At 72.5% G+C, this 18,985-nt stretch carries 16 protein-coding genes; 7 read left to right on the top strand and 9 right to left on the bottom strand.

Annotated elements, in window-relative coordinates; genetic code table 11:
- Window positions 1–150 precede the first annotated feature (150 nt).
- Entirely contained in the window at window positions 151–336 is a 186-nt protein-coding gene (locus ABEA43_RS13065; protein WP_345561505.1) for a hypothetical protein, read from the top strand.
- A gap of 22 nt (window positions 337–358) precedes the next feature.
- On the opposite strand, the gene ABEA43_RS13060 is transcribed toward ABEA43_RS13065, so the two are convergent.
- The gene (locus ABEA43_RS13060) at window positions 359–1,459 is read right to left on the bottom strand and encodes a serine hydrolase domain-containing protein (protein ID WP_345561503.1); all 1,101 of its coding nucleotides are present in this window, start codon (window positions 1,457–1,459) and stop codon (window positions 359–361) included.
- Between the two features lie 102 nt (window positions 1,460–1,561).
- On the opposite strand from ABEA43_RS13060, the gene ABEA43_RS13055 reads away from it, so the two are divergent.
- Window positions 1,562–2,191: a TetR/AcrR family transcriptional regulator gene (locus ABEA43_RS13055; RefSeq protein ID WP_345561501.1), complete on the top strand. Its 630-nt coding sequence runs from the start codon at window positions 1,562–1,564 to the stop codon at window positions 2,189–2,191.
- On the opposite strand, the gene ABEA43_RS13050 is transcribed toward ABEA43_RS13055, so the two are convergent.
- The 6 genes from ABEA43_RS13050 to ABEA43_RS13025 form a co-directional block, all read right to left on the bottom strand.
- Window positions 2,188–3,000, bottom strand: coding sequence for an N-acetylmuramoyl-L-alanine amidase (locus ABEA43_RS13050; protein ID WP_345561499.1), 813 nt, complete (start codon window positions 2,998–3,000; stop codon window positions 2,188–2,190). The genes ABEA43_RS13055 and ABEA43_RS13050 overlap by 4 nt on opposite strands.
- An 89-nt stretch (window positions 3,001–3,089) precedes the next feature.
- The gene (locus tag ABEA43_RS13045; protein WP_345561498.1) at window positions 3,090–3,839 is read right to left on the bottom strand and encodes a hypothetical protein; all 750 of its coding nucleotides are present in this window, start codon (window positions 3,837–3,839) and stop codon (window positions 3,090–3,092) included.
- Window position 3,840: 1 nt separating this feature from the next.
- A complete protein-coding gene (locus ABEA43_RS13040) occupies window positions 3,841–7,998 on the bottom strand; it encodes a WXG100-like domain-containing protein (RefSeq protein ID WP_345561496.1) in 4,158 nt (1,385 codons plus the stop codon).
- A gap of 6 nt (window positions 7,999–8,004) precedes the next feature.
- Complete coding sequence (locus ABEA43_RS13035) at window positions 8,005–8,304, bottom strand: hypothetical protein (protein WP_345561494.1); 300 nt, start codon at window positions 8,302–8,304, stop codon at window positions 8,005–8,007.
- Window positions 8,301–8,684 carry a YbaB/EbfC family nucleoid-associated protein gene (locus ABEA43_RS13030; protein WP_345561492.1) on the bottom strand — a complete coding sequence of 128 codons (384 nt, stop codon included), beginning with the start codon at window positions 8,682–8,684 and terminating at the stop codon, window positions 8,301–8,303. Before ABEA43_RS13030 ends, ABEA43_RS13035 begins: the two co-directional genes overlap by 4 nt.
- 96 nt (window positions 8,685–8,780) lie before the next feature.
- On the bottom strand, window positions 8,781–8,897 hold the full coding sequence (locus ABEA43_RS13025; protein ID WP_345561490.1) for an alpha/beta hydrolase: 117 nt from the start codon (window positions 8,895–8,897) through the stop codon (window positions 8,781–8,783).
- Between the two features lie 194 nt (window positions 8,898–9,091).
- On the opposite strand from ABEA43_RS13025, the gene ABEA43_RS13020 reads away from it, so the two are divergent.
- The 4 genes from ABEA43_RS13020 (at window position 9,092) to ABEA43_RS13005 (ending at window position 13,346) form a co-directional block, all read left to right on the top strand.
- Window positions 9,092–10,573 carry an APC family permease gene (locus ABEA43_RS13020; protein ID WP_345561488.1) on the top strand — a complete coding sequence of 494 codons (1,482 nt, stop codon included), beginning with the start codon at window positions 9,092–9,094 and terminating at the stop codon, window positions 10,571–10,573.
- A gap of 17 nt (window positions 10,574–10,590) precedes the next feature.
- Window positions 10,591–11,190, top strand: coding sequence for a GNAT family N-acetyltransferase (locus tag ABEA43_RS13015; RefSeq protein ID WP_345561486.1), 600 nt, complete (start codon window positions 10,591–10,593; stop codon window positions 11,188–11,190).
- A 119-nt stretch (window positions 11,191–11,309) separates the two neighbouring features.
- On the top strand, window positions 11,310–12,440 hold the full coding sequence (locus tag ABEA43_RS13010; protein ID WP_345561484.1) for an alkaline phosphatase PhoX: 1,131 nt from the start codon (window positions 11,310–11,312) through the stop codon (window positions 12,438–12,440).
- Window positions 12,441–12,488: 48 nt separating this feature from the next.
- Window positions 12,489–13,346 carry an SGNH/GDSL hydrolase family protein gene (locus ABEA43_RS13005; protein ID WP_345561482.1) on the top strand — a complete coding sequence of 286 codons (858 nt, stop codon included), beginning with the start codon at window positions 12,489–12,491 and terminating at the stop codon, window positions 13,344–13,346.
- A 65-nt stretch (window positions 13,347–13,411) separates the two neighbouring features.
- Here ABEA43_RS13005 and ABEA43_RS13000 read toward each other — a convergent pair whose 3' ends face one another.
- Window positions 13,412–14,644, bottom strand: a complete 1,233-nt coding sequence (locus ABEA43_RS13000) for a PucR family transcriptional regulator (RefSeq protein WP_345561480.1) — start codon at window positions 14,642–14,644, stop codon at window positions 13,412–13,414.
- 54 nt (window positions 14,645–14,698) lie between these two features.
- Window positions 14,699–15,184 carry a hypothetical protein gene (locus ABEA43_RS12995; protein ID WP_345561478.1) on the bottom strand — a complete coding sequence of 162 codons (486 nt, stop codon included), beginning with the start codon at window positions 15,182–15,184 and terminating at the stop codon, window positions 14,699–14,701.
- Window positions 15,185–15,358: 174 nt separating this feature from the next.
- On the opposite strand from ABEA43_RS12995, the gene ABEA43_RS12990 reads away from it, so the two are divergent.
- Complete coding sequence (locus ABEA43_RS12990; RefSeq protein ID WP_345561476.1) at window positions 15,359–18,964, top strand: ATP-binding protein; 3,606 nt, start codon at window positions 15,359–15,361, stop codon at window positions 18,962–18,964.
- Window positions 18,965–18,985 lie beyond the last annotated feature (21 nt).

Here is an 18,985-nt window from a genome sequence, read left to right as displayed (position 1 = left end):
TTTTCACCGGCCGCCGGCTCCGGGGTCCTTCCCGGGGCGTACCGGAATTAGAGCCGGATGACCGATGCGCTACGGCCCTCGACCTGTGCATCCTGGTGGGGACGGGTTCCGTTCGGGCCCCGTCCCTGACGGGAGAGGAGTCACGAGGGCATGGACAACGCGGCAGCCCGCCCGACCGTGGTCTTGGACAATGGTGTCGTCGGCAGGGTCATGCTGGCTCATCCATCCAGGCGCGATCTCGTGCTCGTGCTGGGCATGGACGGCACTCTGCTGAGCTGTGAGCTCGACGACATCGCCTGCGTGGTCGGTGGCCCGCCACTCTGCCGCGACGGCTGACCCCCCTGCCCCCTGTTCCGGTTCAGGCTCGGGTGACGATCTCGCCGATCAGCCCGGCCGCCGCGAAGTCGTTGGTGAGCCTGTTCTTGGTCAGTGCGAACGAGACTCCGGTCGCGGAGTCGGCCCACGCCGCGCTGCCGCCCGCTCCCGGCACCCCGAACACCGTCGGGCTCTCCTCGGCCGTGGACCCCGGACCGCCGATGCCGTACCCGAGCCCCCACGCCGTCGGCATGCCGAACACCTCGTCGATCCCGTTCGACGCCACCGCCGTCACCTCCCGCAGCCGCTCGGCCGAGATCAGCCGCGTGCCGTCCACCTCGCCCAGCAGTGCCGCGTACATCCTCGCGATGGCCCTGGCCGAGGTCTTCCCGCCCGCCGGGATGTCGGCCGACAGGTAGTCGGGCCTGCTGCCCAGCTCCGCGCCCGGCATCAGCGTCATCGGCCCCGCCTTGAACATCGGCAGGTCCGCGGGCATCTCCCCGAACGCCGACATGTCCATCGGCGCGTCCTCCAGCTTGGCCAGCCGGGCGTGCTCCTGCTCCGGCATCCCGAAGTAGAGCTCGTCGGCCACCCCCAGCGGCCCGGCCACGTCCTCACGCAGCACCTGCGAGATGGCCTTGCCGGTGGCCCGCCGGACGATCTCGCCCACCAGGAACCCGAACGTGTAGGCGTGGTAGCCGACCTTGGCGCCCGGCTCCCACCACAGCTCCGCGTCCTCCAGCGCGGCGACCATCTTGCCCCAGTCGCAGACGTCCTCAGGCGTGGTGTCGAGCGGCACCCCGGGAACGCCGGCCGTGTGCGAGAGCACGTGCCGCACGGTCACACCCTGCTTGCCGTGCCGGCCGAACTCGGGCCACAGCTCCGCGACCGGCGTGTCGTACCCGAACAGGCCGCGCTCGGCGAGCACGTGAGCGACGGTCGCGGTCGCGCCCTTGCCGATCGAGAAGTTGTAGAAAGGGGTGTCCGGGGTGACGAGCCGCCCGGTCTCGGGGTCGGCCACGCCCGCCACCACGTCCACGATCTGCTCGCCGTCGCGATAGACGGCCACCTGCAGCCCGCGCTCATCGCCTGACTCCACGAGCCTGTCGGCCGCTTCCTGCACCTTCTTCTGAAGATCACTCATAGCACCGCACATCCTTGTTCGTCGTTGGAACTAGACGGTACAGTACTCAAATCGGTACGGAACTGTCTAGTACTCTATTTCCGTCGACGAGAAGGGGCGTTCATGGCAGCGGAAGAGGACGGCCGGACGGCACGCAAGCGCCGGCAGATCATGGAGGCGGCACGGCCGGTCTTCCTGCGCAACGGCTACGTGGGCGCGAGCATGGACGAGGTGGCCGCGCTGGCCGCGGTCTCGAAACAGACCGTCTACAAGCACTTCATCGACAAGGAACAGCTCTTCACCAGCATCATCCTCGACACCACCGGCCAGGTGGACGGGCTCGCCAAGATGATCACGGCGACTCTGGACGAGAGCAACGACCTGGAGAAGGACCTGGGGGAGCTGGCCCGCCAGTTCCTCGACGCGCTCATGCGGCCCGACCTGCTCCGCCTGCGGCGGCTGATCATCGCCGAGGCCGACCGCTTCCCCGACCTCGGCCGTACCTGGTATCAGCAGGGCTTCGAGCGCTCGCTGGAGACCCTGGCGGGCTCGTTCGGCCGGCTGGCGGAGCGCGGGCTGCTCCGGCTGGAGGACCCGCAGGTCGCCGCCGAGCACTTCGTGGGCCTGCTGCTGTGGATCCCCGTGAACAAGGTCATGTTCTGGGGTGGCGGTGACCACTACACGGAAGCCGACCTGCGGCGGATCTCGGAGTCGGCGGTCGCGGCGTTCCTGCGCGCGTACGGGGCTGGCTAGCCGCCGAGATATCGCTTGAGGCCGACGGCCAGGGAGGCGGCCATGCGCTTGCGGAAGTCGGGGTCGGACATCTTGGCCGCGTCACCGGTGTTGCCCATGTTGCCGCACTCGATGAAGATCGCCGGCCGCTTCGACAGGTTGAGCCCGCCCAGGTCGGTGCGGGTCTGCAGGCCGTTCTTGGCGGTGTAGGTGGCGTACGGCATGCCGGTGCCCGAGCGGAAGGCGTCCCTGACCGTCACCCCGAGCCGGCGGGACGGCTTGATGATGCCGTCGGTGTGACCGGGCACCAGCCCCGGCATGATCACGTGGAACCCGTGCCCCCTCGGCGCGGCGCCGTCACCGTGGATGGACAGGACCGCGTCCGCCCTGGCCTCGTTCCCGATGGCGGCCCGCTCGGTGACGCACGGGCCCACGCCCTCGTCGTTGGGGCGGGTGAGGACGACCTTGGCGCCCATGCGCTCCAGGATCGGCTTCAGCTTGCCCGCCACGTCCCAGGTGAAGGCGTGCTCGGGGTAGCCGGTTCGGGTCTGGGTGCCGGTCGTGTTGCAGGGCTTGGTTCCGGTGATGATGTCGACCGGGCGGTTGATCTCCTCCGGGTGGCTGGCGTTGCCGCCGTTGTGGCCGGGATCGATCACCACGACCTTGCCCGCCAGCGGGCGCGCCTTGGTGGCCGAGGGCTGTGCCGACTGCGTCGGGGACTGGGCGGGCAACGCCGCCTCCCGTACGGCGGGCACGGCGCCGCCGCCGCACGCGGTGGACAGTGCGGCCAGCGCGGAAAGTGCCAGGGAACCGGCTCGGTAGGCACGCATGCTGCCGACCGTACCGGGCCGCGACCGCTAAGCCCAACACCACCTGACCTGCACTTTCGTGTCGCCCTCCGGAGACCGCACGGGAGCTCCTATGGCTGGCGTTTCCACAGGACGGTCGCGGCGGCGCGGGCGGCGCGGTGGTAGGGCGGGAGGTCGTCGCCGGTCCAGTAGACCTCGGCCTGCGGGTCGTCCTCGCCGAGCTGGCGCAGCTCCGTCTGGGCCTCCAGGGTCAGCTCCCAGGCCATGACCCCCGGATCGACCTCGGCGAGGTAGACCCGGCGCCGTCCCCCGGGCCCCGAGCGCCAGGCGCGCAGGACCGCCACGACGCCCGTGTGCTCGCTCAGCGCGTCCACCACCAGGTGGTCGTGCAGGTCGAACAGCTCGTCCTCCAGGTCGGCCAGCTCCACGGGGACGCCGTCGGTCAGGTCGAGACCGGCCGGGATCCTGGGCGGCTCGGCCAAGTCGGGCGAGAAGCGGTGACCCGTGGCGGGAGCGGGGTCGGCGGCGTTCACGCGGTCGATGGCGTTGGTGGGCGGGGCGTCTGGAGTCGGGTCCGTGGTCGGGACCCGGTCGATGCCCGCCGGCTCGCCCTCGATCCCGAGCGCCGTGAACACCTCGCGAAGAAGCCCCAGCTCCTGGGCCGTCAGCGGCACGCCGTACTCCAGCGCGGCCATCGTCACGGTCTCCGGCAGGTAGGACAGATCGCCCACGGCCAGCATGGTGCGAGCCCGGGTCAGCAGCTCGTCCGGCACCCGCCCGGCCAGGCGCAGCAGCAGCCGGTGGAGGCCGCCGTAGAGCTGCCAGGCCCCGTCGTCCAGCTCAGCCCACTCGGCGCTCACGTCAGCCCTCCTCCATCACGATGATTTCATAGGACCGCGGCGCCTCCGGGATCACACCGCGGGCGACCATGTCGGCGGCCAGCCGGTTCACCTCGGCGCGCAGGCTCACGGCCAGCTCAGGATCGTCCACGCGGTGCGTGCGCGAATGCGGCGGGAAGACGGCCTCCTCGTCCTGCGCGAAGGAGGAGAAGACGGACACGTCCCTGGCCTGCTGCCCGGTGAGCCGGTAGACGACCAGGACCTTGCGGTCGCTCGCCGGGTTCTCCGCCATGAACCTGATCGCCACCTCCAGCAGCTTGCTCACGCTGAGGAACTCGCGGGCGGTCCCGCGCGGTTGCCACTTCGAGCCGTAGATCGGCGAGTGCACCGGCGTGATCCAGTCGCCCCGGTACGCCTGTACGGGACGTTCGGGCGTACCGACCGCTGGAAGCTGCGCCATGGCGTCGTGCACCATGTCGGCGTGCCAGCGCATCTCGTCGTACAGGCGGGGTGTCGCCTGGCCGACCTGCTGTTTGATCGCGTTCCAGGCCGCCTGCCGCTCCCTGCGCGCGTCCCTGAGGTCCTTGCCCGCCTGCCGCACCTCCTCGGTACGTCCCCCCGTACGGCCCTCAGGCCGCAGGTCGGCGAACCGCTGCGCGGCCTCGTCCGTACGGCGGGACGCGTCGACGTAGGACCGGGCGACCGAGTTCAGGGGCGAGCTCGACTTCAGGTGCCCGTCGCCCACGTGCAGGAGCGGGCGCAACGCCAGCGGGAGCGGCAGGGGTTTGCGGTCGGTGGCGAGGTTGTCCAGGTAGTTCTCGACGAGCTGGTTGACCTTGTCCACCATCCGGCGGCGGACGACCGGCTCCGACGCTCCGGCGGTCCAGAGCTGGGTGCGCGTCACGTTGTTGATCAGGTAGTGGCTGTGCCGGGTGTACACGGTCAGCGCCATCACATGCGCGGGCGACAGCCGCTCGCCCAGCGCACGTACCTGGGCCGGGTCCGCGGCGTCCACGCCGTTGCGGTCCAGCCAGCGTGCGAGGTCGGGGTCGGTCACGCGGCCGCTTTCGAGCTGCGGCCAGAGGGTGGCGGCGTTGTCGCGGACCTTGGGGTGCTGCGTCTCGGAGAAGCCGTGCGGGTCGGTGGCCTGGCCGAAATATCGTGACTCGTGCGGGAACATGCCGTCGGGCAGGATCTCCCGCCGCAACGTGCCCAGGTCCAGGCCGGGCAGGCTGCGGTAGAAGTCCGCGGCGGAGGGGCGGGCGCCGGGCTCCAGCCGCATCCCGCCCACGTCCGCGATCTGCGCGCCCCTGGCGATCTCGAACAGCGAGTGGTCCCGGCTCGGCAGCATCCACGCCATCAGTGCCCCGAGGAAGCGCTCGTTCAGCACCGGGCCGAGGCCGAGGAACTTGATCGCCGTCAGCATCTTGGAGGTCGTCGCCGAGACGCCGTCGATCACCGGGAAGCCCTCGCTCGTCACCTTCTTCGCCCACCGGCCCGACGTGGTCTCGTGCGAGGTCACGCCCTCCCGCCAGGGCAGCGGCGTGTCCTGGCGCAGCGGCTCGCCGAGCACCGACTCCAGGAACTGCCGCTCGAACCTGCCCAGCGGGGCTCCTCTGCGCGCGTACTCGCCGGGGGTGGTGTTGAGGCCGAGCCGCTGGATCTCCTCCTCGGTGCGGTCGCGGCGGCTGAGCTGGCTCGCGATGATCTCGGCGACGTCGCGCGCGCCGCGTTCCGACAGCATGCCGACGTTCCCGGTGCCGAAGGGGTCGCGGGTGAACGTGTACATGCTGGTGAACCTGCTCTCCAGGCGGCCCAGGATCGGGCGGTGCATCCGCTGGTCGAGCTGGTGATGGGCCCGGCGTACCGCGTCTACGTCCAGCCCGGCGGTGTGGGCGTCGATCCAGCGGTTGCGATCCATGATGTCGAGCAGGGCTGTGCCGAAGATGTGCGGGTTGTGGCGGTTGAAGTAGGCGCCGTTGTAGATGGCGGTCACGAGCTCGCGTACGTTGCCGTGCGTGAGCAGGTCGTCCACCGTCACGCCGCCGGTCCTGCCCGCCTGGCCGGAGCTGGTGTGGTCGTTGCTGAAGAACGCGCTCTCGACGCGGCGGGCGAATGCGGTGGGGTGCTCGCCCGGCTCCCGTGGGGTGAGGGTGTGCAGGACGTCCCGCAGCTTGCCCAGCGCGACGCGGGCGGCGTCCAGGGAGTGGGGGTGGTTGAAGTAGTACGCGCCCAGGCGTTGCTCGAACTTGGTGGCGTCGGCGGACCAGCGGGGGTCGTTGTAGAAGCGCTCGAAGTCGAACGGCGCCCGCGTGCCACCCGCATTCTGGGCCGTGTCGGGGACCGCAGCACTGGGGACCGCGTTGGGGGCCGTGTTGGGGGCCGCGTTGGGAGCTGTGTTGGGAGCTGTGTTGGGGGCCTCCGACGCCGTCGCCTGCTCGGTCACCGCATCCGGCTTGACGGAGGAGCCGCCCACGTCCCCCGCCGGGGGTGGCGCCTGAGCGTCACCGGGACGCGCCGGCGGCACCTCCCCCGGATGCGCCGGCTGGTCATCTCCAGGGCGCACGGACTGCACGTCCCCCGCACGTGCGGGCTGGGCGTCCACGCGAGACGGCTGCACCTCCCCCGATCGTGTGGGTGGCACGTCGCCCGGACGCGTCGGCCGGGCCTCCTCGGGGCGCGCGGGTTGCACGTCGCCCGGACGCGACGGGTGGGCGTCGCCGGGGCGAGCCGTGGCCGGCGGCTCGGCCTCGCCGCGTCTTGCCGGTGAGTGCGGCGGGGTGCTTACTCCGCGATCGGGCGGCTGGTGGGATGGGCCGTCCTGGGTGGCTTGCGGCCGCGCGTCCGGCGGGGGCCCCGCACCGGGGGGAGGGTTGGTGGGCGGGCCGTGCGCGGGAGTGGGCTGGCTGGCGGGGTCGGCGTGGAGTGCCGCGTAGAGGTCGGCGACCTGGCTCAGCGAGGTGCCCCGGCTCGGGCCGGACGAAGGGACAGGGCCCGCTGCGGAGCTCGCGTCAGCGGCGGGACCCGAATCGACGCCGGTGCCGGGGCCCGGACCGGCGTGGGGGCCAGGGCTTGGGGCGACGTCGTGGCCAGGACCGGAAGAGGGGCCGGAGGCCGAGCCGTGGGCCGAGCCGGGGCCGGGGTTCGGGCTGGGGTCTGAGGTGGGAGTCGAAGCGGAGTGGGAGGTGGAAGCGGGGGCGGGGTGGAAGGTGGGGGGCGGGGTCGGGTCGGGGGTGGAGGGGGACGTGTACGGCGAGGTCAGCGGGGACGCGCCACCCCCATGCGGCAGCACCGTGTTCAGGTGCTGCCCATCGGCCCCCAGCGCGCTCGACGTGATGCCCTTGGCGAGCAGGTCCCAGCTGAAGTTCCCCTCCGCCAGCATGGTCCCCGCCGTCGTCAGCCCCCCGGCCACCGCGTACTGGGCCGCCTGCCCGTAGATGGAGGAGCTGGCCGCCGCGAGCAGCCGCTCGGCCGTCCCCATCTCCGCGCTGGTCAGCCCGGCACGCAGCGCAGGCGTGGCCAGCCGGGTCAGCCCGCCCGACAGCAGCCCCATGAGGCCGCCCATGGCCCCGCCGCTCAGCGCCGAGACCACCAGTTGCCGCCCGTCGAGCCCGTCCCTGCGCCCCTGCGCCACCTGCGTGAGCTGGATGCCGGCGTCCATCCCCGCCACGATCCCGGCGTACATCGCGATGTTGCGCAGCACCTGCTTGGCGATCTGCGCCACCGTCAGCCGGGCGAGCTGCACGCGCGGCGGGATGAGCGCCAGGCTGGCTCCGCCGCTGGCCAGGGCGGCGGCCAGCAGGTACGCGAGCTGCGCGATCAGCAGCCAGACCGTGACCTCGATCATGTACTTGGCGTACTGGATCTGCACCCCGACGCCGTTGAGCGCGACCGCCGTGTCGATGAGCCGCTTGACCAGCCCCGCCACCTGACCGCCCGCGACCTCGGCGACGTGGGTGGCGAAGGCCAGGTGGGCCGCGCCGTCCCAGTCGGAGCCGAGCTTGGCGGCGCTCCCCGGCAGGTCGGCCGCCGTGCCCTCGACGAGCCGGTGCGCGGCCGTCACACAGGCGTCGGCGAGACGGAAGCAGCCGTCCTCATCGCCTTTCGGCCAGTCCATGCCGACCACCCAGCCGACGTACGGCTTGGCCCAGTCGGGGACGAGGAGCCCGTCGAATCCCATGCGCGATCAGGAGCCGCCGGTTGGGGACCCGCCGGCCTGCTCGTAGGTGCCGGCGTCGGCGCGCAGGCCGCCGGCGATGCCGGCCAGCTCGTCCACGTACGCCTGCAGCCCGCCCAACAGCCCCGCCTCGATCTGCGGCAGCTGTTTGGCCAGCTCGGCGCCGTACTCGTCGTTCCCGAGGGTGTTCCTGTCGCGGTCGAAGGCCGCCCGGAGGTCGTCGCGCGCCCGCTCCGCGTTCCGCTGCCGCTCCTCGTAGACGGCGGACTCGCGGCGCAGCGCCCCCGGGTCCACCCGGTAGCCGGTCACGCGGCGGGGTCCACGGGCCTGGGCAGGAATGCCTCCAGCGTGGCGTCCGCGCCGAACACCTCCGCGTACGGCAGCCCCTCCGGCATGAGCGGCTCCATCAGCCGTCTGCGCTGCCCGGCGACGTCGTCGGCGGCCCGGTCGATCTCCCGCATGAGCGCGGCGGACAGCTCGGAGGGCGACAGCCTGCGATACACCCGCGTGTTCAGCTCGATCCCGCGCACCCGGCCCTCCGGCCCCACGGTCACACTGATCATCCCGTCGTCCGAGGTCATCGTGGACTCGATGGAGCCGAGCTGCCCGTACGTCTCGCGCACCCGCCGGACCTGCCGGTTCACCTGATCGGCGAGCTCCTCGATGGAGGCTTCGAACGGGTCCGCCATGGTGCACCTTCCGTACCGTTAATGGCCAGATATCAACACATTACGCATGGCTCAACAGCGTGCACTTCACTCCCAATATTTGTGAAATTTCCGGTGTCACCGGCAGAGCGTGTCCTGCGCCGGCCGCCGCCCGGTGACCAGGAAGTCCGTCACCGTCCTGTCGCCGCAGGCGTTGCCGTTGGCCAGGTAGCTGCCGTGCCCGCCCGCGTCCACGCCGATGCGGGCGCGCCACTGTCCCGGTCTTTCGTAAATGGGGCCTACCCGGGTGCTGGCGTTCTTGGTACACCTTGCGCCGGACGGCTTTCCGCCGCCGCAAGGCTGGTCGCCCGCAAAAGCGATGACTTCTCCTGGGACACGACCGGCTCGGGCAAGCCGGGGCACACCCCGGCCCCGTGGAGAGGAATCAGATGAGCGCACATCCCGGCTCCGACCCCGTCCCCGGCGCACTCGCCGCCGACCGGCTCGGCGCGCCGACGGTCGTCTACTTCGTCCTTTCCGCCGCCGCGCCGCTGACCGTCGTCGCCGGGGTGGTCACCACCGCGTACGCGATCACCGGGATCACCGGCCTGCCGATCGCGTTCCTGGTGGTGGGGCTGGTGCTGGCGGTGTTCTCGGTCGGGTACGTGGCCATGGCGCGGCACCTGGCCAACGCCGGCGCCTTCTACACCTACATCAGCCGCGGCCTGGGCCGTCCCGCCGGCATCGGGGCCGCCTGGATGGCGCTGATCGCGTACAACGTGTTGCAGGCGGCGCTCTACGGCGCGTTCGGCGCGGCGGCGGCCCCGGTGCTCGAACGGTGGGTGGGCGCGGTGCCGCCCTGGTGGGTGATCGCGCTGGTCGCCTGGGCGCTGGTGGCGGCGCTGGGCGTGCTGCGGGTCGATGTCAACGGCCGCCTGCTCGCCATCCTGCTGACCGCCGAGGTGGCGGTGATCCTCCTGTTCGACGCCGCCGACCTGGTCAACCCGGCGGCCTCCGGCCTCGCGCTGGAGACGCTGTCGCCGGGGGCGCTGTTCGTGCCCGGCGTGGGGGCGATCCTGGTGATCGCGACGCTCGGGTTCGTCGGGTTCGAGTCGTCCGTGGTGTTCTCGGAGGAGAGCAGGGAGCCCCGGCGTACGGTGCCGCTGGCGACGTACTCGGCCGTGGTGATCATCGCCCTCCTGTACGCGCTCTCGTCGTGGGCGATGACGGTCGCCATCGGATCGGCGGACATCGTGGCCGTCGCGCGGCGCGACCAGGCGGACACCATCTTCGCGCTGGCCGCCGGGCACCTGGGCGGCACCGTGGTGGACATCGCCAGGGTGCTCTTCCTGACCAGCGTGTTCGCGGCGATGATCTCCTTCCACAACACCACCGCCCGCTACTTCTTCGCACTCGGCCGCGAGCGCGTGCTGCCCGCGATCTTCGGCAGGACGCGGGCGCGCAGCGGTGCGCCCCAGGCGGGGTCGATCGCCCAGAGCGTGTTCGGGCTGGCCGTCATCGTGATCTACGCGGTTCTGGGGCTCGACCCGCTGGTGCAGCTGTTCTTCTACGGCGGCGCGTTCGGCGGGCTCGGCGTGCTGCTGCTGATCTTCATCACCTCCCTGGCGGTGATCGCCTTCTTCGCCCGTGAGCCGAGCGGCGAGACGCCCACCCAGCGGATGATCGCGCCCGTGCTCGCCGCGCTGGCGCTGGCCGTGATGGTGTGGCTGGCGCTGGACAACTTCTGGGCGCTGCTCGGCGTACCGGAGGGCGATCCGCTGGCGTGGCTCCTGCCCGCCCTCTACGGCGTGGCCGCGGCGATCGGGGTGGTGTGGGCGCTCGTGCTGCGCGCGAGCAGGCCCGCCCTCTACGCTCGGGTGGGAATGGGCGCCAAAGCAGCAGAAGGACAGGAATACCGGACAACTCGCTAGAAGAGGAGATCGGGGCCATGAAAGAGACCTTCGCCATGAGGCCGGACATCCGCCGCGCCACGGCCGAGGACGCGGGGCAGGTCGCGGAGCTCATCGCCACCGCGTTCGCCGGGCTCAAGTCGCTCGCCTACCTGGTGCCCGATCGGCGCGAACGCCACAAGATCATGATCGCCAGCTTCCGGATCCTCGTGGACCACGCCGTCGAGCACGGCGAGATCGACCTCGTCGACGACGGTCCCGCGGCGGCGGTCTGGTTCCCGCGCGACGCCCCGATGCCCGACCCCGAGGACTACGAGCGCCGCCTGGCCGAGGCCACCGGGGAGTGGGCCGAGCGCTTCCGCGCCCTCGACGCGCTGTTCGCGGCGAACCACCCCGCCGAGCCCTGCCATTACCTGGCCTTCCTCGCGGTCCACCCGAAACGGCAGAACCAGGGGCTCGGCGCGGCGCTGCTGCGCCATCACCATGCCCGGCTGGACGGCCTGCCCGTCTACCTGGAGGCCAACGACCCGCGCAACCGCGACCTGTACGCGCGGCACGGCTATCAGGAACGCCCGTCGTTCGCGCTGCCCGACGGGACGATCTACTGGCCGATGTGGCGCCCCGTCACACTCGACTGACGCCCTTTGTGAGGCGTCACAGATTTGACCGCTGGAGTTTACTGCGCTGTCCAGTTCACAGAATGACGAGCATGGCTCATCGTGTGTCTGCGAATTGAACTGCGACCAGTGGAGACACGATGCGGCGCCGTACCTTCATCACCACCGTCTCCGCGGCGGTGGCCTTCTCGGGCGCGATGTGGAGCGAGGCCGCGGCGGCGTCCGTGTCCGCGGGCCCGAGCCCGTACGGGCCGCTCGGCGCACCCGACGCGAACGGCATGGCGTTACCCACGGGCTTCACCGGCCGGATCGTGGCCAGGACGGGCAGGAACGTCGGCGGCACGCTCTGGCACCCCGCCCCCGACGGCGGCGCCTGCTTCGCCGACGGCACGGGCTGGATCTACGTCTCCAACTCCGAGGTGCCGCTGATCGGCGGGGCCTCGGCGATCAAGTTCAGGGCGGACGGCTCCATCGAGCGGGCCTACCGCGTGCTGAACGGCACCAACCTCAACTGCGCCGGCGGCGCCACCCCCTGGAACACCTGGCTGTCGTGTGAGGAGATCTTCCGCGGCCGGGTCCACGAGACCGACCCGTACGGCACGCGCGCGGCCCAGAGCCGCCCCGCCATGGGCCGCTTCAAGCACGAGGCCGCCGCCTGCGACCCCGACCACCGGGTCGTCTACCTGACCGAGGACGAGACCGACGGCTGCTTCTACCGCTTCACGCCCACGACCTGGGGCGACCTGTCGGGCGGCCGGCTCGACGTGCTGTGCGGCCTCGGCGGCGACAGCGTGGAGTGGCGTCCCGTGCCCGACCCGCAGCCGGGCACCCTGGCCCGCCAGACCAGGCGCCAGGTCTCGGCGGCGCGGCACTTCAGCGGCGGCGAAGGCTGCCACTACGCCGCCGGGATCTGCTATTTCACCGCGAAAGGGGACCGCAAGGTCTGGGCCTACGACACCGCGCGCCAGACCGTGTCCGCGATCTACGACGGCACGGGCACGCTGGACGGCGTCGACAACATCACCGGACGCCCATCGGGCGATCTCTACGTGGCCGAGGACGGCGGCAACATGGAGATCAACATCATCACGCCCGACGGCGTCGTCGCACCCGTCATGCGGCTCGACGGCCAGAGCGAGTCGGAGATCACCGGACCCGCCTTCTCCCCTGACGGCACGCGGCTCTACTTCTCCTCCCAGCGCGGCACCAGCGGCGAGACCGCGGGCACCGGAGGCATCACCTACGAGGTGACCGGGCCCTTCCGCCGCTGACCGACCACCACGGATTCCACACCCCCCACCCCTGCCGAAGGAGTCCTCATGGTCCGACGGATGCTCACCATGCTCGCCGCGGCGTTGCTCGTGCCGGCCCTCGCGCCGCCCGCGCACGCCGCCGTCCAGGGAGAGGTGTACGTGGCGCTCGGCGACTCGGCCGCCTCGGGACCGCTCGTGCCCAACCAGGTCGTACCGGACCTCGGCTGCTGGCGCTCCGACCACAACTACGCCCACCTCACCGCGCGGGCCATCGGCGCCGGCACGTTCCGCGACGTCACCTGCTCGGGGGCCGACACCGGAGACATGTACGCCTCTCAGGGCACCGACCTCGGCAGCGTGCCGCCCCAGCTCAACGCGCTCAGCCAGGACACGACGCTGGTCACCGTGCAGATCGGCGCGAACGACGTCGGCCTGACCGGCTTCATCGAGGACTGCCTGAACCTGCTGCCCCCGCCCGTCGGCGACGCCTGCAACGACGACTACATCGAGAACGGCCAGGACACCTGGCGGCTCAAGACCGACGCGCTGCGGCCCACGCTGGTCGCTCTGGCCGCCGACATCCGCGCCCGCGCCCCGCAGGCCAGGGTCTTCATGGTGGGCTACGCGACGTACGCGCCGCAGAACGGCTGCTACCCGCGCGTCCCGATCATCCGCTCCGACGCCAACTACATCCGGGCCACCCTCATGTACTTCAACCGGATGCTGGCCGAGCAGGCCGCCGCGGCCGGGATCGGCTTCATCGACCTGCAGACGCCGAGCACCGGCCACGACCCGTGCACGTCGCCCGGCGTGCGGTGGATCGAGCCGTACGTCCCGGCCGCACCCGCCGCGCCCTTCCACCCGAACGCGCTGGGCATGCGGAACTTCGCCACCATCGTGACGGCCGCCGTGTCCGCCGTGTGACGGGCTTTGCCGCCGTGTCCGCCGTGTGACGGGCTTTGCCGCCGTGTCCGCCGTGTGACGGGCTTCTATGTACGGTGGCCGAGCCGGCGGCGGGCGGCCAGCGCGGCGCCGATCCGCTGGAGGTGCGCCGGGTCCACCGGGTCGAGCCCGGTCAGGCTGACCGCCCGGCGCAGGCGGTAGTCGACGGTGTTCGGGTGCACGTGCAGCAGCTCGGCCGTGCGCCGCCGGTCGAGCCCGGTGTCCAGATACGCCTTGAGCGTCCTGAACAGGTCGGGATTGTCCAGCAGCGGATCGAGCAGCCCGGCGAGCACCTCGGTCGCCTCGCTCGACCTGGTGAGCTGGTATTCGAGCAGCACGTCGGCCAGCCGGTAGACGCCCGGCGGCTGCTCGAAGATCCGTACCACCTCCAGGACCTCCTCGGCCAGCTTCGCCGCAGCCGGCACACCCGAGGAGGGCGCGAACTCGGCCGCCGCCCACACCGGCACGCCCGCCGACTTGCCCGCGGCGGCCGCCATCTCACCGACCGCGCACCACTCCGGCGCCTCGCCCGGCAACGGGACGAGGACGAATCCGCCCGTGGTGTCCAGCGCCGCCAGCAGGGGCTCGGCCGCGTGCCGCTGGAGCGCGCTCCTGATCCTGTGCAGCTTGCGCCGCCCCGCGATGGCCCCGCCGGGCTCGTCCGACTCCTCGTCGGGATGCCGGCCCGCCGCGATGGCCAGCACCAGGTAGCGCGGCGCGAGCCGGAGCCCGGCCAGCCCCGCGCGATCCCCGCCGAGCAGCGCGGAGACCGCGGCGTGCATCGCGTGCTGCTCGTGGCTGAGCATGCTCTCCCGCTCCTCCAGGTACGCCGTGCACACGGCCGCCGTCACCGCCTCCATGTAGCGCAGGATGAGCCGGTTCACGGCCATGACGTCGTCGAAGTCGGCGGGCGTGGCGGCCTCGAACAAGTGCTCCCACACCATGCGCGCGCCCAGGTGGTAGGCGGCGAGCAGGGCTTCGAGCGGCACCCCCTCCTGCGCCCTGCGGGCCGCGGACACGCGCAACGGCGCCAGCTCCGCTCTCGTCGGCGGACGGCGGTCGCGGAACACGCGCGAGATCAGCCGCAGGTTGTGCTCGGTGATGCCCGTGATGTCGCCATCGAGCTCCTCCTTCGGCAGCCGCCGGTAGAGCGGGATCTGCTCGGCGAAACCGCGTACGAGCTGCCTGGCCAGCTTGGGGGCCTGGCGTTCGAGCAGCTCGTGCACGGGCCACCCGGCCAGGGTGAGGGCGCGGACCACGCTCGAACCCTCCCAGAACATCCGGTATTGGTGAAGGCCCCGCCGGAAGACCGGCGGGGCCTCATCCGGTCCGGCTTACCGCCCGGTCAGCAGAAGCCTGACCGAGTACGAGTACGCCGTCTCGGCGGTTCCGGTGATGATGTCCTCCTCGATGGCGGTGGCGCCCACGGCGAGCCCGTCGCACACGGAGTCGTGGGCCGTCGCCAGGCCGAGCCGGTCACCTCGGCCCACCGCCGGCGGGGTGACCTCGCGCAGGTCGAACGTCACGTCGTTGTTGTTGACGATCAGGTCGGACGGGTTCTCGAACTCGCCGGGATCCCCGTCACTGCCCGCCGTCATGCCGAACCAGTTGGAGTTGAACCGGGGGAACAAGTTCCCGCCGACCTCGAAGCGAAGCTCGTCCCGGCCGTCCGGCTCCGCCACGTTGAACGCGTCGATGTCGTAGAGGGTGACGGTGCATGAGCTGGCCATGGCGGCGGCGGCCGGGCTCGCGGTCAGCGCTACCGGTGCGGCCAGGCCTGTTGCCAGGGCGAGGGCGGCGATCAGCTTGTGAGAGTGCATGCTGCCTGCTCCTTCGATGTTCCATGCGTTCCGCAACGTTTGCCGAACGCGGCATCAGAATGCGGAAGCCATCGTGAGCGCATCGTGAGAGCGCAGGTCAGTGACACAGGGCACGTGCCATCCGTGCCCTTTTCCGCAGCCGATCAGGCGGCCCGTGCCTACGCTCATCCGAATATGGGAGACTCGCTGACCCTGCTGCTGCTTGGCCCGCCCGACCTGGCCGTCGGAGGGGCGCCCGTGGGCATCCGCTCGGCCAAGACGCGGGCCCTGCTCTGCTACCTGGCCGCCACCCCTGGGCCGCGCCCGCGGGCCGAGCTGGCCGGGCTGCTGTGGGGCGAGCGTCCCGACGCCAACGCCAGGGGCAGCCTGCGGCTGTCTCTGTCGGAGCTGCGCGGCGCGGTGGGCGGCTGGCTGGACATCACCCGCGACGACGTGAGCTTCCGCGCGGACGACGCCTGCTTCGTGGACCACCTGCACTTCACCCGGGCCCCTACGGTGGCGCAGGCGCTGCGGCTGTGGCGCGGGGAGTTCCTGGACGGCGTCTGCTTCGGCGACGCCCCCGCCTTCACCGGGTGGCTGGACGCAGAACGGCACCGCGTCCGCCTGCTGTTACGCGAACTGCTGGTGCGCACCGCCGCGAACGAGCCCTCCCCGACCGTGAGCACGGCCACGATCGTGCGGCTCGCGCGCATCGTGGCCGCGCTGGACCCGTTCGACGAGGAGGCGCATCGCCTGCTCATGGTGTCACTCGCCCGGGCGGGCAACCGGGCCGCGGCGCTGACCTGCTACGAGGACCTGCGCCGCCGCCTGGCCGCCGAGCTGGGCGTCGAACCAGCGTCCGAAACCCGGGCCGTCAGACGGGAGCTGGCGCCCCGGCCCGCCCCCGCCCGCCGCGCGCCCCTGCCCGTCCCCGGCACGGACCTGATCGGCAGGGACGCCGACGTCCTGCGCCTCCAGCGGCTGCTGGCGCGCGAACGCCTGGTCACCCTCCTCGGCCAGGGCGGGATCGGCAAGACCCGGCTGGCCATCGCCGCCGCGGACGGCTGCCAGGAGGTGGCGTTCGTGTCGTTCGCGGGCGTACGGCCGGAGGCGGCCGTGACCACGCTGGCCCGCCGGCTGGACGTGGACCTGTCGCCGCCGCGCCCCGCCCTGGAGCTCCTGCTCGCGGCCCTGACCAGGCGGCGCGTCCTGCTCGTACTGGACAACCTCGAACACGTGCCCGCCTTCGACATGGTCATCGCCGAGATCCTGCGCACCGCGGCGGACGTGCGCGTCCTGGCGACGAGCCGGCGCCGGCTGGACCTGCCAGGTCAGACGGTCGTCCCTGTACGGGCGCTGCCCGCGCCGGCCGCCGAGGCGCTGTTCGCGGCCAGGGCGGTCAGGGCGCAACCGGCGTTCGACCCCGACCGCGACGCCGCCATGGTGGCCGCGATCTGCGCCGCGACCGGCGGCCTGCCGCTGGCCATCGAGCTGGCCGCCAGCCTGCTGCGCGCCATCCCGTGCGCCGACCTGGCCCAGCGGCTCGGCGTCACCACGGGGCTGCTGTCCACCGCCTGCCCGTCCGCGCGTTCGCGCCACGCGAGCATGCGCACGGTGTTCGAGACCTCCTGGGAGCTCCTGGACCCGGCCGGGCGGCAGGCGCTGGCCGCGCTGTCGGTGTTCGGCGGCGGCTGCACCCTGCGCTCGGCCCTGGAGGTCGCCCGCACCAGCCCGCCGACGCTCGTCCGCCTGGTGGACCACAGCGTGCTCCACCTGACCCCCTCGGGCCGGTACGCCCTCCACCCGCTCATCCAGCAGTTCGCCGCCGCTCACCTGGCGGAGGACCGCAGGACCCGGCAGTCGGTACGCGCCAGGCACGCCGCCCACTTCGCCCGCCTGCTCGACCGGCACGCGAACGCCCTCCAGGACGGCTCGGACACCGAGGTCACCGGGGTGCTCGGGGCCGAGATGGACAACGTGCGGCTGGCCTGGGCGGCCTCGGGCGAGCCCCGGTTCCTGGACCGCTATTGGGCGCTGTGCCTGCGGCTGCGCCTGTACGAGGAGTCGGGGGCGATCGTCAGGCGGCATCTCGCGCGTACGCCGGAGTCGCCGTGGCTGCGGGCCCGGTGGTCGCGGATGGCGGGGGTCAGCGCGTACCAGCTCGCCAGGGAGCCTGAGGCCACCCGGCTGGCCAGGGCCGCGCTCGACGCGCTGGGCGAGCCTTTGCCGCACTCCCCCGGCCGCCTCCGGACCGCCATGCTCACCGCCGCCGCCCGCCAGCTCACCCACCGCCTCGCCCCGATTGCCGCCCGCCCAGCCACGCGCCGGCTCCTGCCCCCCGCCCTCCAGGCCCTCCGCCACCTCCTGCCGGCAGCGGGTCGCCGGGTGCTGCGCGGGCTCGTGCCGTCGGCGGATCGCCGGGTGCTGCGCGGGCTCGGGACGTCGGCGGGTCGCCGGGGCCTGCGCGGGCTCGTGCCGTCGAGGCGCGATCCGGCGGGCTGTGGCGAGGCCGCGCAGGCGTTGTCGCTGCTCGCCCGGCTCGCCTATCACCAGCAGGACCTGCCCACGATGCTGGCCGCCTCGCTCCGGCAGCTCAACGCCGCCGAGCGGGCGGGCGAGCCGGCGCTGCGCGCGGAGGCGTACGCGAACTTCGCCACGATCGCCCGCCTGGCCGGCCGCCATCGTCTGGCCACCCGCTACGGCACACTCGCGGACCGGGCCCTGGCCGCCATCGAGCAATCCGGCGACGCCGCACGCGCCAACCGGACGCCGGCCGGCGACGCCACGCACCCCAGCTGGCCACCGGCCGCCGACGCCACGCGAGCCGAGCGGACCTGTGAGCGCTCCGGCGACGCCAGGCGAGCCTCGGAGGTGGGCGAGCACTCTGGCGACGCGGCGAATCGTGCCCTGTTGTCTCGTGGGCTCGACCAGCTCGGTGCGGGGGCGTTCGAGGCGGCGCGGCGGTCGTTCGGTGAGGGGCGGGCCAGGACCCTCGATCCCCGGATGGCGGAGAACTGTGCGGGCCTGCTCGCCGAGACCGCCCTCTGGCAGGGGGACTTCGCGGGGGCGGTGGAGCTGTTCGCCACCACGGAGGAGCTGGCGGTCACCCGGGTGGGCGACGACATCGGCCGTTACTGGTGCCTGACCGGCCAGGCCGAGGCGTTGCTGCGGATGGACGAGGTTCCGGCCGAGCGGATCAGGCGGGTGCTCGCGGCCGCCCGCCTGTCGACCGAGCGCCGCCGTACGCACGAGGAGGAGCTCGGCCTGCGGGACGGTCCCGCCCTGCGGGTGACCCAGGAGATGCGCCTCCTGACCGCCTCCGCCCGCCTCTCCCTCCGCACCCCGGAGACCCCCACCACCCCCGACCCCGTCGCCGCCCTCGCATCCCAAGATCCCATCGGCTGCGAAGCGCAGGAGCAGGCGTGGGCGGTGCTCGGCCGTGTGCTGGCCCTGGCCGAGGAGCTGCCGTCGGTGCAGCCCGGCATGCTCGAATGCTGGTCAGGCCTGGCCGAGCTGTTCGGGCAGCTCAGCCCCCGCCCCGGCAAGCCGGCCGCACGTACGCTGCTCGCCTGCCTGTCCAAGTACGCCGCCCGCAACCCCGGCGCCGCCGCCAGGATCGGCTGGGCCCGCGCCCTGGTCCTGGCCGCGACGGGCCGGCGGCGGGCGGCCAGGCGGACGGCCGAGCAGGCCAGAGCGGCGGCGGAACGCCTGGCCGTCCCCTACGACCGCCGCAGGGCGGACGAGCTGGCCCGCCACCTCGCGAAACCGACGCGGCGCACCGGCCCAGCCGAACCCGGGTGAAAGTTTCACCGTCTTCCAGGA

Origin of the sequence: Nonomuraea rosea (assembly GCF_039539705.1) — a bacterium.
Classification (GTDB): domain Bacteria; phylum Actinomycetota; class Actinomycetes; order Streptosporangiales; family Streptosporangiaceae; genus Nonomuraea; species Nonomuraea rosea.
Note: the sequence above shows the minus strand (reverse complement) of the source record. Positions and strands in the feature narration are given on the sequence as shown.

Coding starts and splice junctions, on each gene's coding strand:
- ABEA43_RS13065 (WP_345561505.1), top strand. CDS start 151: ATGGACAACGCGGCAGCCCGCCCGACCGTGGTCTTGGACAATGGTGTC.
- ABEA43_RS13060 (WP_345561503.1), bottom strand. CDS start 1,459: ATGAGTGATCTTCAGAAGAAGGTGCAGGAAGCGGCCGACAGGCTCGTG.
- ABEA43_RS13055 (WP_345561501.1), top strand. CDS start 1,562: ATGGCAGCGGAAGAGGACGGCCGGACGGCACGCAAGCGCCGGCAGATC.
- ABEA43_RS13050 (WP_345561499.1), bottom strand. CDS start 3,000: ATGCGTGCCTACCGAGCCGGTTCCCTGGCACTTTCCGCGCTGGCCGCA.
- ABEA43_RS13040 (WP_345561496.1), bottom strand. CDS start 7,998: ATGGGATTCGACGGGCTCCTCGTCCCCGACTGGGCCAAGCCGTACGTC.
- ABEA43_RS13030 (WP_345561492.1), bottom strand. CDS start 8,684: ATGGCGGACCCGTTCGAAGCCTCCATCGAGGAGCTCGCCGATCAGGTG.
- ABEA43_RS13020 (WP_345561488.1), top strand. CDS start 9,092: ATGAGCGCACATCCCGGCTCCGACCCCGTCCCCGGCGCACTCGCCGCC.
- ABEA43_RS13015 (WP_345561486.1), top strand. CDS start 10,591: ATGAAAGAGACCTTCGCCATGAGGCCGGACATCCGCCGCGCCACGGCC.
- ABEA43_RS13010 (WP_345561484.1), top strand. CDS start 11,310: ATGCGGCGCCGTACCTTCATCACCACCGTCTCCGCGGCGGTGGCCTTC.
- ABEA43_RS13005 (WP_345561482.1), top strand. CDS start 12,489: ATGGTCCGACGGATGCTCACCATGCTCGCCGCGGCGTTGCTCGTGCCG.
- ABEA43_RS13000 (WP_345561480.1), bottom strand. CDS start 14,644: ATGTTCTGGGAGGGTTCGAGCGTGGTCCGCGCCCTCACCCTGGCCGGG.
- ABEA43_RS12995 (WP_345561478.1), bottom strand. CDS start 15,184: ATGCACTCTCACAAGCTGATCGCCGCCCTCGCCCTGGCAACAGGCCTG.
- ABEA43_RS12990 (WP_345561476.1), top strand. CDS start 15,359: ATGGGAGACTCGCTGACCCTGCTGCTGCTTGGCCCGCCCGACCTGGCC.